Below are 14,137 nucleotides of genomic sequence, written 5' to 3'. Positions count from 1 at the left end.
GCATGAACAGCACGCTTATCCAGACAGACCGTTTCACCTTGAGTGAAACCGAGCGCTCGGCCATCGAGCACGAGCTGCATCACTACGAAGACCCGCGCGCGGCGTCGATCGAAGCCCTGAAGATCGTTCAGAAGGAACGCGGCTGGGTGCCGGATGGCGCCCTGTACGCGATCGGCGAGATCCTCGGCATCCCCGCCAGCGACGTTGAAGGCGTGGCGACGTTCTACAGCCAGATCTTCCGTCAGCCGGTCGGCCGCCACATCATTCGCGTCTGCGACAGCATGGTCTGCTACATCGGCGGCCACGAGTCGGTGGTCAGCGAAATCCAGAACAATCTGGGCATCGGCCTGGGTCAGACCACCGCCGACGGTCGTTTCACCCTGCTGCCTGTCTGCTGCCTCGGCAACTGCGACAAGGCTCCGGCGCTGATGATTGACGACGACACCTTTGGCGATGTCCAGCCTGCTGGCGTGGCCAAACTGCTCGAGGGCTACGTATGACCCTGACATCTTTTGGTCCAGCCAACCGCATCCAGCGCTCGGCCGAGACTCACCCGCTGACCTGGCGTCTGCGCGATGACGGCGAAGCCGTGTGGCTCGACGAGTACCAGGCCAAGAACGGTTACGCTGCTGCGCGCAAAGCCTTCGCCGACATGGATCAGGACGCCATCGTCCAGACCGTGAAAGACGCCGGCCTCAAGGGTCGCGGCGGTGCCGGCTTCCCCACTGGCGTGAAGTGGGGCCTGATGCCCAAGGACGAATCCATCAACATCCGCTACCTGCTGTGCAACGCGGATGAAATGGAGCCGAACACCTGGAAAGACCGCATGCTGATGGAGCAACTGCCCCATCTGCTGATCGAAGGCATGCTGATCAGTGCCCGCGCCCTGAAGACCTACCGTGGCTACATCTTCCTGCGCGGCGAATACACCACCGCCGCCAAGCACCTCAACCGTGCCGTGGAAGAAGCCAAGGCGGCCGGCCTGCTGGGCAAGAACATTCTCGGTTCGGGTTTCGATTTCGAGCTGTTCGTCCACACCGGCGCCGGGCGTTACATCTGCGGTGAAGAAACCGCACTGATCAACTCCCTCGAAGGCCGCCGCGCCAACCCGCGCTCCAAGCCGCCCTTCCCTGCCGCCGTCGGCGTGTGGGGCAAGCCGACCTGCGTGAACAACGTCGAAACCCTGTGCAACGTGCCGGCGATCATTGCCGACGGCGTTGACTGGTACAAATCGCTGGCCCGCGAAGGCTCCGAAGACATGGGCACCAAGCTCATGGGTTTCTCCGGCAAGGTGAAGAACCCGGGCCTGTGGGAACTGCCGTTCGGCGTCACCGGTCGCGAGCTGTTCGAAGACTACGCCGGCGGCATGCGCGACGGCTTCAAGCTCAAGGCCTGGCAGCCAGGCGGTGCCGGTACCGGTTTCCTCCTGCCGGAGCACCTCGACGCACAAATGTACGCCGGCGGCATCGCCAAGGTCGGTACCCGGATGGGTACCGGTCTGGCGATGGCGGTGGACGACAGCGTCAACATGGTCTCGCTGCTGCGCAACATGGAGCAGTTCTTCGCTCGTGAATCCTGCGGTTTCTGCACGCCGTGCCGCGATGGTCTGCCATGGAGCGTCAAGCTCCTGATGGCCATCGAACAGGGCAAGGGCCAGCCGGGCGACATCGAGACCCTGCTGGGTCTGGTCGGTTTCCTCGGCCCGGGCAAGACCTTCTGTGCTCACGCACCGGGAGCCGTGGAGCCATTGGGCAGCGCGATCAAATACTTCCGTCCAGAGTTCGAAGCCGGTATCGCGCCTGTCAGCGCCGCCGTCCCGCCTCTGGCAAGGCCGATCGTAGTCGGCGCGTAAACGCTTAAAAAAGGCGAAGGGTCCGTGCCCTTCGCCTTTCGTCCGATGACGCCCTTCGGGGCTGTTTGGATTCGGACGCATAACAAGATTCCATTAGCCACGCCCGCTGACACCGGGCCAACGAAGACCTTTGAACCATGGCCACTATCCACGTAGACGGCAAAGCGCTCGAAGTCGACGGGGCAGACAACCTGTTACAGGCATGTCTGTCGCTGGGCCTCGACATTCCATATTTCTGCTGGCACCCCGCGCTTGGTAGCGTCGGGGCCTGTCGCCAATGCGCGGTCAAGCAGTACACCGACGAAAACGACACCCGTGGTCGCATCGTCATGTCCTGCATGACCCCGGCCACCGACAACACCTGGATCTCCATCGACGATGAAGAATCCAAGGCGTTCCGCGCCAGCGTTGTCGAATGGCTGATGACCAACCACCCGCACGACTGCCCGGTGTGCGAGGAAGGCGGTCACTGCCACCTGCAAGACATGACAGTGATGACCGGCCACAACGAGCGCCGCTATCGCTTCAGCAAGCGCACCCACCAGAACCAGCAACTGGGCCCGTTCATTTCCCATGAAATGAACCGCTGCATCGCCTGCTACCGCTGCGTGCGTTTCTACAAGGACTATGCCGGCGGCACCGACCTCGGCGTGTTCGGCGCCCACGACAACGTGTACTTCGGTCGCGTTGAAGACGGCACCCTCGAGAGCGAGTTCTCCGGCAACCTCACCGAGGTCTGCCCGACCGGCGTGTTCACCGACAAGACTCACTCCGAGCGCTACAACCGCAAGTGGGACATGCAGTTTGCGCCGAGCATCTGCCACGGCTGCTCGAGCGGTTGCAACATCTCCCCGGGCGAGCGTTACGGTGAACTGCGTCGTATCGAAAACCGCTTCAACGGTTCGGTGAACCAGTACTTCCTCTGCGACCGTGGCCGTTTCGGCTACGGCTACGTCAACCGTACCGACCGTCCACGTCAGCCGCTGCTGGCCGATGGCACCAAGCTCAGCCTCGACGCGGCGCTGGATAAAGCCGCCGACCTGCTGCGCGGGCGCAACATCGTCGGTATCGGTTCGCCACGTGCCAGCCTCGAAAGCAACTACGCGTTGCGCGAACTGGTCGGCGCCGAGCACTTCTACTCGGGTATCGAAGCCTCCGAACTGGAGCGCATCCGTCTGGTCCTGCAAGTGCTGAATGACAGCCCGCTGCCAGTGCCGAACATGCGCGACATCGAAGACCACGACGCGATCTTCGTCCTCGGCGAAGACCTGACCCAGACCGCCGCACGTATGGCGCTGGCACTGCGTCAGTCGGTCAAGGGCAAGGCTGAAGACATGGCCGAAGCCATGCGCGTCCAGCCTTGGCTCGACGCGGCAGTGAAGAACATCGGCCAGCACGCGCTGAACCCGCTGTTCATTGCCAGCCTGGCGGAAACCAAGCTCGATGACGTTGCCGAAGAGTGCGTACATGCAGCTCCAGATGATCTGGCACGCATCGGTTTCGCCGTGGCTCACGCGCTGGATGCCAGCGCTCCGGCTGTCGAAGGCCTGGATGCCGAAGCCTTGGAGCTGGCGCAGCGCATCGCCGACGCCCTGCTCGCCGCCAAGCGCCCGCTGATCATCGCCGGTACTTCGCTGGGCTCCAAAGCCCTGATCGAAGCCGCGGCAAACATCGCCAAGGCCCTGAAGCTGCGCGAGAAGAACGGTTCGATCAGCCTGATCGTCCCGGAAGCCAACAGCCTCGGTCTGGCCATGCTCGGTGGCGAATCGGTCGACGCCGCGCTGCAAGCGGTCATCGATGGCAAGGCTGACGCGATCGTCGTGCTGGAAAACGATCTGTTCACCCGCACTGCCAAAGCCAAGGTCGATGCCGCACTGAACGCCGCAAAAGTGGTGATCGTCGCCGACCATCAGAAAACCGCCACCACCGATCGCGCGCACCTGGTGCTGCCAGCGGCGAGCTTCGCCGAGGGCGACGGTACGCTGGTCAGCCAGGAAGGCCGCGCCCAGCGCTTCTTCCAGGTTTTCGATCCGCAATACCTCGACGCGAGCATTCTGGTCCACGAAGGCTGGCGCTGGCTGCACGCCCTGCGCGCGACCCTGCTGAACCAGCCGATCGACTGGACGCAACTCGACCACGTCACCGCTGCCGTGGCTTCGAGCACCGCGCAACTGGCGCGTATCGTCGATGCTGCACCTTCCGCTGCGTTCCGCATCAAGGGTCTGAAACTGGCGCGTGAGCCGCTGCGTTATTCCGGTCGCACCGCGATGCGCGCCGACATCAGCGTTCACGAACCGCGCACCCCGCAAGACCAGGACACCGCGTTCGCCTTCTCCATGGAAGGTTACTCGGGCTCCGCCGAACCGCGTCAGCAGGTGCCATTCGCATGGTCGCCGGGCTGGAACTCGCCACAAGCGTGGAACAAGTTCCAGGACGAAGTCGGTGGTCATCTGCGCGCTGGCGACCCGGGCACCCGCCTGATCGAAAGCACCGGTGATTCGCTGAACTGGTTCGCTGCTGCGCCGCGCGCATTCAACCCGGCGCCGGGCACCTGGCAAGCCGTGCCGTTCTTCCACCTGTTCGGCAGCGAAGAAAACTCTTCGAAAGCCGCCCCGGTGCAAGAGCGTATTCCGGCTCCGTACGTGGCTTTGGCGAAATCCGAAGCGGATCGCCTCGGCGTCAACGACGGTGCCCTGCTGAGCCTGAACGTGGCCGGCCAGACCCTGCGTCTGCCGCTGCGCATCAATGAAGAACTGGGCGCCGGTCTGGTGGCATTGCCTGCGGGCATCGCCGGCATTCCACCGGCATTCGCTGGGTTGTCCGTCGACGGTCTGCAGGAGGCAGCGCAATGACCTGGTTCACCCCTGAAGTGATCGATGTGATCCTGACGGTCATCAAAGCCATCGTGATCCTGCTGGCCGTGGTGGTCGCAGGCGCCTTGCTCAGCTTTGTCGAACGTCGCCTGCTGGGCTGGTGGCAGGACCGTTACGGTCCGAACCGCGTTGGCCCGTTCGGCATGTTCCAGATCGCCGCCGACATGCTGAAGATGTTCTTCAAGGAAGACTGGACTCCGCCGTTCGCCGACAAGGTGATCTTCACCCTGGCGCCGGTGGTGGCCATGTCCGCCCTGCTGATCGCCTTTGCGATCATCCCGATCACCCCGACCTGGGGTGTGGCGGATCTGAACATCGGCCTGCTGTTCTTCTTCGCCATGGCCGGTCTGTCGGTCTACGCGGTGCTGTTCGCAGGCTGGTCGAGCAACAACAAGTTCGCCCTGCTCGGCAGCTTGCGTGCGTCAGCGCAGACCGTGTCCTACGAAGTGTTCATGGGCCTGGCCCTGATGGGCATCGTGGTTCAGGTCGGCTCGTTCAACATGCGCGACATCGTCGAATACCAGGCGCAGAACCTGTGGTTCATCATTCCGCAGTTCTTCGGCTTCTGTACCTTCTTCATCGCTGGCGTCGCCGTGACTCACCGTCACCCGTTCGACCAGCCGGAAGCGGAACAGGAACTGGCCGACGGTTACCACATTGAATACGCCGGTATGAAATGGGGCATGTTCTTCGTCGGTGAATACATCGGCATCATCCTGATCTCGGCGTTGCTGGTCACCCTGTTCTTCGGTGGCTGGCACGGTCCGTTCGGCATCCTGCCGCAACTGTCCTTCGTCTGGTTCGCACTGAAGACCGCGTTCTTCATCATGCTGTTCATCCTGCTGCGCGCTTCCATCCCGCGTCCGCGTTATGACCAGGTGATGGATTTCAGCTGGAAATTCTGCCTGCCACTGACCCTGATCAATTTGCTGGTAACCGCTGCGGTTGTGTTGTTGAACACGCCTGCGGTTGCGGTTCAGTGAGGATTTGACCCATGTTCAAATATATTGGCGACATCGTTAAGGGTACCGGTACCCAGTTGCGCAGCCTGGTCATGGTCTTCGGCCATGGCTTTCGTAAGCGCGACACCCTGCAATACCCCGAGGAGCAGGTCTACCTGCCGCCGCGTTACCGTGGCCGCATCGTCCTGACCCGCGATCCCGATGGCGAAGAACGCTGCGTAGCCTGCAACCTGTGCGCCGTGGCCTGCCCGGTGGGTTGCATCTCGCTGCAGAAAGCTGAAACAGAAGACGGTCGCTGGTACCCGGACTTCTTCCGGATCAACTTCTCGCGCTGCATTTTCTGCGGTCTCTGCGAGGAAGCCTGCCCGACCACCGCGATCCAGTTGACCCCGGATTTCGAGATGGCCGAGTTCAAACGTCAGGACCTGGTGTACGAGAAAGAAGATCTGTTGATCTCCGGCCCCGGCAAAAACCCTGATTACAACTTCTATCGTGTTGCAGGTATGGCAATCGCTGGCAAGCCGAAAGGCGCTGCGCAGAACGAAGCCGAACCGATCAACGTGAAGAGCTTGCTGCCTTAAGGAAGAACGATGGAATTCGCTTTCTATTTCGCATCGGGTATTGCTGTGGTGTCCACGCTGCGTGTGGTCACCAACACCAACCCTGTGCACGCCCTGCTCTACCTGATCATCTCGTTGATCGCCGTGGCCATGACCTTCTTCGCCCTCGGCGCGCCGTTCGCCGGTGTGCTGGAAGTGATCGCCTACGCCGGCGCCATCATGGTGCTGTTCGTGTTCGTGGTGATGATGCTTAACCTCGGCCCGGCCTCGGTGCAGCAGGAACGCACCTGGCTCAAGCCCGGCATCTGGGCAGGACCGGTGATTCTTGCCGCGCTGCTGCTGGCCGAACTGCTGTATGTGCTGTTCGCTCACCAGAGCGGCCAGGCCATCGGCCACACCACCGTAGACGCGAAAGCCGTGGGCATCAGCCTGTTCGGCCCGTACCTGCTGGTGGTCGAACTCGCCTCGATGCTGCTGCTCGCCGCAGCCGTCACGGCGTTCCATTTGGGCCGTAACGAGGCGAAGGAGTAAGACATGCCTGCTATCCCTCTCGAGCATGGACTGGCGGTTGCCGGCATCCTGTTCTGCCTTGGTCTGGTCGGCCTGATGGTCCGCCGCAACATTTTGTTCGTGTTGATGAGTCTGGAAGTGATGATGAACGCCTCTGCCCTGGCCTTCATCGTCGCGGGCGCCCGCTGGGCGCAGCCGGATGGACAGATCATGTTCATCCTGGTGATCAGCCTTGCAGCGGCCGAGGCCAGTATTGGCCTGGCGATCCTGCTGCAACTGTATCGCCGCTTCCACACGCTCGATATCGACGCTGCCAGTGAGATGCGCGGATGAACCTGATCTTTCTGACTTTCGTATTCCCTCTGATCGGTTTCCTGCTCCTGTCGTTCTCCCGTGGACGCTGGTCGGAAAACCTCTCGGCGCTGATCGGCGTGGGTTCCATTGGCTTGTCGGCGATTGTCGCTGCCTACGTCATCTGGCAATTCAACGTCGCACCACCGGAAGGCGGTCACTACACCCTGGTGCTGTGGCAGTGGATGGCGGTCGAAGGCTTCAAGCCTGACTTCGCCCTCTACGTCGACGGCCTGTCGATCACCATGCTCGGCGTGGTGGTGGGCGTCGGTTTCCTGATCCACCTGTTCGCGTCCTGGTACATGCGCGGTGAAGCGGGCTACTCGCGCTTCTTCTCGTACACCAACCTGTTTATCGCCAGCATGCTGTTCCTGGTGCTCGGCGATAACCTGTTGTTCCTGTACTTCGGCTGGGAAGGCGTGGGCCTGTGCTCGTACCTGTTGATCGGTTTCTACTACAGCAATCGCAACAACGGTAACGCCGCACTCAAGGCTTTCATCGTCACCCGCATCGGCGACGTGTTCATGGCCATCGGTCTGTTCATCCTGTTCCAGCAAGTGGGCACGCTGAACATCCAGGAACTGCTGGTGCTGGCACCGCAGAAATTCCAGGTCGGCGACTTCTGGATCACCCTGGCGACCCTGATGCTGCTGGGTGGTGCGGTCGGTAAATCGGCGCAACTGCCACTGCAAACCTGGCTCGCGGACGCGATGGCCGGCCCGACCCCGGTGTCGGCACTGATCCACGCCGCAACCATGGTGACCGCCGGTGTTTACCTGATCGCCCGTACTCACGGCCTGTTCACCCTGGCGCCGGAAATCCTGCACCTGGTGGGCATCGTCGGTGGCGTGACTCTGGTTCTCGCAGGCTTCGCCGCGCTGGTGCAAACCGACATCAAACGTATCCTCGCCTACTCGACCATGAGCCAGATCGGCTACATGTTCCTGGCGCTGGGCGTGGGTGCATGGGATGGCGCGATCTTCCACCTGATGACCCACGCCTTCTTCAAGGCCCTACTGTTCCTTGCTTCCGGTGCGGTGATCGTTGCCTGCCACCACGAGCAGAACATCTTCAAGATGGGCGGTCTGTGGAAGAAACTGCCACTGGCCTACGCCAGCTTCATCGTCGGTGGTGCTGCGCTGGCCGCTCTGCCTCTGGTCACCGCGGGCTTCTACTCCAAGGACGAAATCCTCTGGGAAGCGTTTGCCAGCGGTAACCACGGTCTGCTCTACGCAGGTCTGGTCGGTGCGTTCATGACTTCGCTGTACACCTTCCGCCTGATCTTCATCACGTTCCACGGTGAAGCCAAGACCGAAGCCCACGCCGGTCACGGCATCGCTCACTGGCTGCCGCTGTCGGTGCTGATCGTGTTGTCGACTTTCGTCGGCGCCATGATCGTTCCGCCGCTGCACGGCGTTCTGCCAGAAAGCGTTGGCCATGCCGGCGGCGAAGCCAAGCACAGTCTGGAAATCGCCTCGGGCGCCATCGCTCTGGCCGGTATCCTGCTGGCAGCGCTGCTGTTCCTCGGCAAGCGTCGCTTCGTCACGGCGATCGCCAACAGCGGCATCGGCCGTTTCCTTTCGGCCTGGTGGTTCGCTGCCTGGGGCTTCGACTGGATCTACGACAAACTGTTCGTCAAGCCGTACCTTGCGATCAGCCATGTACTGCGCAAAGACCCGCTCGACCAGACCATCGGTCTGATCCCGCGTATGGCCAAGGGTGGTCACACTGCCCTGAGCCGCACCGAGACCGGTCAACTGCGTTGGTACGCTGCTTCGATGGCTGCGGGTGCCGTGCTGGTGATCGGCGCCATCGTGCTGGTAGCGGTCTGATATGAACCTTGCGAATTTGCGAAAGGAAACGAGCCCGTCATGATTCTGCCTTGGCTAATCCTGATCCCCTTCATCGGCGGCCTGCTGTGCTGGATGGGTGAGCGCTTCGGCGCTACCCTCCCGCGCTGGATTGCGCTGTTGACCATGACCCTGGAACTCGCACTCGGCCTCTGGCTGTGGGCCCACGGTGACTATTCATTCGCACCGGCGCCGGGCGCCGATCCGACCTGGGCGCTTGAGTTCAAGCATGTCTGGATCCAGCGTTTCGGCATCAACGTGCACCTGGCCCTCGACGGCCTGTCGTTGTTGATGATCCTGCTGACCGGTCTGCTGGGTATCCTCTCGGTACTCTGCTCGTGGAAAGAGATTCAACGTCACGTTGGCTTCTTCCACCTGAACCTGATGTGGATCCTGGGCGGCGTGGTCGGCGTGTTCCTCGCCCTCGACCTGTTCATGTTCTTCTTCTTCTGGGAAATGATGCTGGTGCCGATGTACTTCCTCATCGCGCTCTGGGGTCACAGTTCTTCGGACGGCAAGAAAACCCGGATCTACGCAGCGACCAAGTTCTTCATCTTCACTCAGGCGTCCGGCCTGATCATGCTGGTGGCGATCCTCGGTCTGGTGCTGGTCAACTTCAACAACACTGGCGTGATTACCTTCAACTACGCCGATCTGTTGAAAACCAAGATGTCGATGACCACCGAGTACATTCTGATGCTCGGCTTCTTCATCGCCTTCGCGGTCAAGCTGCCGGTCGTACCGTTCCACTCCTGGCTGCCTGATGCCCACGCCCAGGCGCCGACTGCCGGTTCCGTCGACCTCGCCGGTATCCTGCTGAAAACCGCTGCCTACGGCCTGCTGCGTTTCGCCCTGCCGCTGTTCCCGAACGCTTCGGCCGAGTTTGCGCCGATTGCCATGACCCTCGGTCTGATCGGGATTTTCTACGGCGCGTTCCTCGCGTTCGCCCAAACCGACATCAAGCGTCTGATCGCCTTCTCTTCCGTTTCCCACATGGGCTTCGTGTTGATCGGTATCTATTCCGGCAGCCAACTGGCGCTGCAGGGCGCAGTGATCCAGATGCTCGCGCACGGTCTGTCGGCGGCAGCACTGTTTATCCTCAGCGGTCAGTTGTACGAGCGTCTGCACACTCGGGACATGCGAGAGATGGGCGGTCTGTGGTCGCGTATCGCCTACCTGCCGGCGATCAGTCTGTTCTTCGCGGCGGCGTCGCTGGGCTTGCCGGGTACCGGTAACTTTGTCGGCGAATTCCTGATCCTGATCGGTTCCTTCGCCAGCGCTCCATGGGTCACGGCGATTGCCACGTCCGGTCTGGTGTTCGGTTCGGTCTACTCGCTGATCATGATCCACCGTGCCTACTTCGGCCCGTCGAAATCCGACGCGGTGCTGCACGGCATGGACGCGCGCGAACTGATCATGGTGCTCGGTCTGGCGGTGCTGCTGATTTACCTCGGCGTCTACCCGCAACCGTTCCTCGACACCTCTGCCGCCACCATGCATGGCGTGCAGCAGTGGCTCGGCACCGCCTTCTCTCAACTCGCTTCGGCCCGGTAAGAGCGCTATGGAATTCACGATTCAACACTTTATTGCGCTTGCGCCACTGTTGATCACCAGCCTCACCATTATCGTGGTGATGCTGGCAATCGCCTGGCGCCGCAACCACTCGCAGACCTTCCTGATTTCGGTGGCGGGTCTGAACCTGGCCCTGCTGTCGATCCTGCCTGCGTTGAAAGTCGCGCCTCTGGCCGTGACTCCATTGCTGCAAATCGACGCGTTTGCCTGCCTGTACATGGCGATGATCCTGGTTGCCACCCTCGCCTGCGTCACCCTCGCCCACGCCTACCTGGGTGATGGCGGTTCGGGTTACCCGGGCAATCGCGAAGAACTGTACCTGCTGATCCTGATGGCTGCCGCCGGTGGTCTGGTTTTGGTCAGCGCGCAGCACCTGGCCGGGTTGTTCATCGGTCTGGAACTGCTCTCGGTACCGGTCTACGGTCTGGTGGCTTACGCCTTCTTCAACAAGCGTTCGCTGGAAGCCGGCATCAAGTACATGGTGCTGTCGGCCGCCGGTTCCGCGTTCCTGCTGTTCGGTATGGCGCTGCTCTACGCAGACGCCGGTTCGCTGAGCTTCGTCGGCATCGGTCAGGCCCTGGCCGCGACCGGTCTGCCAAGCCCGCTGGCGCAACTGGGCCTGGGCATGATGCTGATCGGCCTGGCGTTCAAGCTGTCGCTGGTACCGTTCCACCTGTGGACGCCGGACGTCTACGAAGGTGCGCCGGCACCGGTGGCGGCGTTCCTCGCTACCGCTTCGAAGGTGGCAGTGTTCGCGGTGATGGTGCGTCTGTTCCAGCTCTCCCCTGCCGCCAGCAGTGGCGTGCTGAGCGACGTGCTCAGCGTGATCGCAGTTGCCTCGATCCTGTTCGGTAACCTGCTGGCCCTGACCCAGAGCAACCTCAAGCGTCTGCTCGGTTATTCGTCCATCGCGCACTTCGGCTACCTGCTGATCGCACTGGTGGCGAGCAAGGGTCTGGCGGTGGAAGCCATCGGCGTCTATCTGGTGACTTATGTAATCACCAGCCTCGGCGCGTTCGGCGTGATCACCCTGATGTCCTCGCCATACAACGGCCGCGACGCCGACGCTCTGTACGAATACCGCGGCCTGTTCTGGCGCCGTCCGTACCTGACCGCCGTGCTGACCGTGATGATGCTGTCCCTGGCCGGCATCCCGCTGACCGCCGGCTTCATCGGCAAGTTCTACATCATCGCCAGCGGCGTCGAAACCCGTCAGTGGTGGCTGGTCGGCGCACTGGTACTGGGCAGCGCCATCGGCGTCTTCTACTACCTGCGCGTAATGGTCACCCTGTACCTGATCGAGCCAAACCTGCGTCGCCACGATGCCCAGCTGCACTGGGAACAGAAGGCAGGCGGCGTGATGCTGCTGGCCATCGCCCTGGTTGCGTTCTTCCTGGGTGTGTATCCGCAGCCATTGCTGGTGCTGGTACAGCAGGCGGGTCTGGCGGGCTGATTGCTCGGCTGGCTGGAAACGGAAACGGCACCTTCGGGTGCCGTTTTTTGTTTGTAGAAGAAGTCGATATCGCCGGCGTTCGTGCAAGCGTCATCGCGGGCAAGCCCGCTCCCACAGGTGTGTGTGTCGCTCATAGCATCCGGGTGCATCGCACCCCCAGCAGGAGTGAGCCTGCTCGCGATGGCGTCCTACAAGTCGATGGATATGCTAACTGACCCACCGCTTTCGCGAGCAGGCTCGCTCCCACGGGGATCTTGGGTGCCACTAATTTTGAGTACCACCGCTCCAATGTGCGAGCGAGCCTGCTCGCGAAAGCGGCAGATCAGGCAAAAAAAAACGGCACCTTCCGGTGCCGTTCGCTTCTTACATTTCCAACATCACTTACGCGCATCCGCCCACGATTTCAGCAGTTCGCTATAGCTCACGGTTTCACCCTTCGGCTTCTCGTTCGCCAGTTTCGGCTTCGGTGCGCCCGGCTGATCGAACCAGTATTGCGCGTCGCGCTCCGGGTTCATCTTCGGCGCGCAAGTGGCTTGAGCCTTGGAGCGTTCGAGACGGGTCATGATCGCATCCTGATCCTTGGCCAGGCCGTCCAGCGCCTGTTGCGGGGTTTTCTCGCCGCTGGCGGCTTCGGCGATGTGGCTCCACCACAGTTGCGCCAGCCGCGGATAGTCCGGCACGTTGGTGCCGGTCGGGGTCCATTGCACGCGGGCCGGGCTGCGGTAGAACTCGACCAGGCCACCGAGCTTCGGCGCCAGATCGGTCATCGCCTGGGAGTTGATGTCCGACTCACGAATCGGCGTCAGGCCGACGATGGTTTTCTTCAGCGACACGGTTTTCGAGGTGACGAACTGCGCGTACAGCCACGCCGCCAGTTTCTGCTTCTCAGGCGTGGACTTCATGAACGTCCACGAACCCACGTCCTGATAACCGAGCTTCATGCCCTCTTCCCAGTACGGCCCGCGCGGCGACGGCGCCATGCGCCATTTCGGTGTGCCGTCGGCGTTGACCACCGGCAAGCCCGGTTTGGTCATGTCGGCAGTGAATGCGGTGTACCAGAAAATCTGCTGGGCGATGTTGCCCTGGGACGGCACCGGGCCGGATTCGGAGAAGGTCATGCCGGCCGCTTCCGGTGGCGCGTATTTCTTCAGCCAGTCGACATATTTGGTGGTGGCGAACACTGCCGCCGGGCCGTTGGTGTCACCGCCACGGGTCACGCTGGAGCCGACCGGGTGGCAATCTTCAACACGAATGCCCCACTCGTCCACCGGCAAACCGTTGGGAATGCCTTTGTCGCCGCCGCCGGCCATGGAGAACCAGGCGTCGGTGAAGCGCCAGCCCAGCGACGGGTCCTTCTTGCCGTAATCCATGTGGCCGTAGACGCGTTTGCCGTCGATTTCCTTGACGTCTTCGCTGAAGAATTTGGCGATGTCTTCGTAGGCCGACCAGTTCACCGGCACGCCCAACTCGTAACCGTACTTTTCCTTGAACTTGGCTTTCAGATCCGCACGTTCGAACCAGTCGGCACGGAACCAGTAGAGGTTGGCGAATTGCTGGTCGGGCAATTGGTAGATCTTGCCGTCCGGCGCGGTGGTGAAAGAAATGCCGATGAAGTCCTTGATGTCGAGGGTCGGCGAGGTGAAGTTCTTGCCCTCGTTGGCCATCAGGTCGGTGATCGATTCGGTCTTGCCGTAGCGAAAGTGCGTACCGATCAGGTCGGAATCGTTGACCCAGCCGTCATAGATGTTCTTGTCCGACTGCATCACCGTCTGCATCTTCTCGACCACGTCGCCTTCCTGCAGCAGGTCGTGGGTGAGCTTGATCCCGGTGATTTCGCTGAAGGCCTTGGCCAGCACCTTGGACTCGTATTCGTGGGTGGTCAGGGTTTCGGAAACGACCTTGATGTCCATGCCACGAAACGGCTCGGCGGCCTTGATGAACCACTTCAGTTCTTCGAGCTGCTGTTCGGCCGTCAGGGTCGAGGGCTTGAACTCGCTGCCGATCCATTTTTTCGCCGCATCTTCATAGGCGTCGGCCCAGGCAGATGCGCTCAAACCGCTGAGTGCCAGCATGGCTGCCAATGAAATGCTATGTCGCAGCTTATTGTTTTTATCGAACATAGAGACCTCCTGTTTAAGTTGTGGAGCCGCGTTG

11 protein-coding genes are annotated in these 14,137 nt (G+C 61.6%); 10 read left to right on the top strand and 1 reads right to left on the bottom strand.

From position 1 onward, the window contains the following. The first annotated feature begins 2 nt into the window (after positions 1 to 2). The 10 genes from nuoE to nuoN all read left to right on the top strand — a co-directional run bounded on the left by nuoE (position 3) and on the right by nuoN (position 11,983). Positions 3 to 500, top strand: coding sequence for an NADH-quinone oxidoreductase subunit NuoE (nuoE, locus tag GXB78_RS23420; protein ID WP_003223804.1), 498 nt, complete (start codon positions 3 to 5; stop codon positions 498 to 500). After that, the gene (gene nuoF / locus GXB78_RS23415; protein WP_064363636.1) at positions 497 to 1,852 is read left to right on the top strand and encodes an NADH-quinone oxidoreductase subunit NuoF; all 1,356 of its coding nucleotides are present in this window, start codon (positions 497 to 499) and stop codon (positions 1,850 to 1,852) included. The genes nuoE and nuoF overlap by 4 nt, the downstream gene beginning before the upstream one ends. A 137-nt stretch (positions 1,853 to 1,989) precedes the next feature. Next, entirely contained in the window at positions 1,990 to 4,704 is a 2,715-nt protein-coding gene (gene nuoG, locus GXB78_RS23410) for an NADH-quinone oxidoreductase subunit NuoG (RefSeq protein WP_329517192.1), read from the top strand. Continuing rightward, positions 4,701 to 5,708, top strand: coding sequence for an NADH-quinone oxidoreductase subunit NuoH (nuoH, locus tag GXB78_RS23405; protein ID WP_039763316.1), 1,008 nt, complete (start codon positions 4,701 to 4,703; stop codon positions 5,706 to 5,708). Before nuoG ends, nuoH begins: the two co-directional genes overlap by 4 nt. Before the next feature lie 11 nt (positions 5,709 to 5,719). Next, positions 5,720 to 6,268 (top strand): NADH-quinone oxidoreductase subunit NuoI, encoded by a 549-nt coding sequence (gene nuoI / locus GXB78_RS23400; RefSeq protein WP_016775283.1) that lies wholly within the window; start codon positions 5,720 to 5,722, stop codon positions 6,266 to 6,268. Positions 6,269 to 6,277: 9 nt separating this feature from the next. Beyond that, positions 6,278 to 6,778, top strand: coding sequence for an NADH-quinone oxidoreductase subunit J (gene nuoJ, locus GXB78_RS23395; RefSeq protein ID WP_007951462.1), 501 nt, complete (start codon positions 6,278 to 6,280; stop codon positions 6,776 to 6,778). Positions 6,779 to 6,781: 3 nt separating this feature from the next. Then, positions 6,782 to 7,090 (top strand): NADH-quinone oxidoreductase subunit NuoK, encoded by a 309-nt coding sequence (gene nuoK, locus GXB78_RS23390; protein WP_003180046.1) that lies wholly within the window; start codon positions 6,782 to 6,784, stop codon positions 7,088 to 7,090. Further along, positions 7,087 to 8,940 (top strand): NADH-quinone oxidoreductase subunit L, encoded by a 1,854-nt coding sequence (gene nuoL / locus GXB78_RS23385; protein WP_042609210.1) that lies wholly within the window; start codon positions 7,087 to 7,089, stop codon positions 8,938 to 8,940. Before nuoK ends, nuoL begins: the two co-directional genes overlap by 4 nt. Before the next feature lie 39 nt (positions 8,941 to 8,979). Next, complete coding sequence (nuoM, locus tag GXB78_RS23380) at positions 8,980 to 10,512, top strand: NADH-quinone oxidoreductase subunit M (protein WP_016775285.1); 1,533 nt, start codon at positions 8,980 to 8,982, stop codon at positions 10,510 to 10,512. A 7-nt stretch (positions 10,513 to 10,519) separates the two neighbouring features. Next, positions 10,520 to 11,983 (top strand): NADH-quinone oxidoreductase subunit NuoN, encoded by a 1,464-nt coding sequence (nuoN, locus tag GXB78_RS23375; protein WP_024013420.1) that lies wholly within the window; start codon positions 10,520 to 10,522, stop codon positions 11,981 to 11,983. A 377-nt stretch (positions 11,984 to 12,360) separates the two neighbouring features. Here the strand turns inward: nuoN and GXB78_RS23370 are convergent, their stop codons facing one another. Beyond that, on the bottom strand, positions 12,361 to 14,103 hold the full coding sequence (locus tag GXB78_RS23370) for an ABC transporter substrate-binding protein (RefSeq protein ID WP_042609208.1): 1,743 nt from the start codon (positions 14,101 to 14,103) through the stop codon (positions 12,361 to 12,363). Between the last annotated feature and the right edge of the window lie 34 nt (positions 14,104 to 14,137).

Origin of the sequence: Pseudomonas moraviensis subsp. stanleyae, assembly GCF_036283065.1 — a bacterium.
In the GTDB taxonomy this organism is placed as follows: Bacteria; Pseudomonadota; Gammaproteobacteria; order Pseudomonadales; family Pseudomonadaceae; genus Aquipseudomonas; species Aquipseudomonas stanleyae.
The sequence above is the reverse complement of the archived record's forward strand: the minus strand, read 5'-3'. Positions and strand labels throughout refer to the sequence as shown.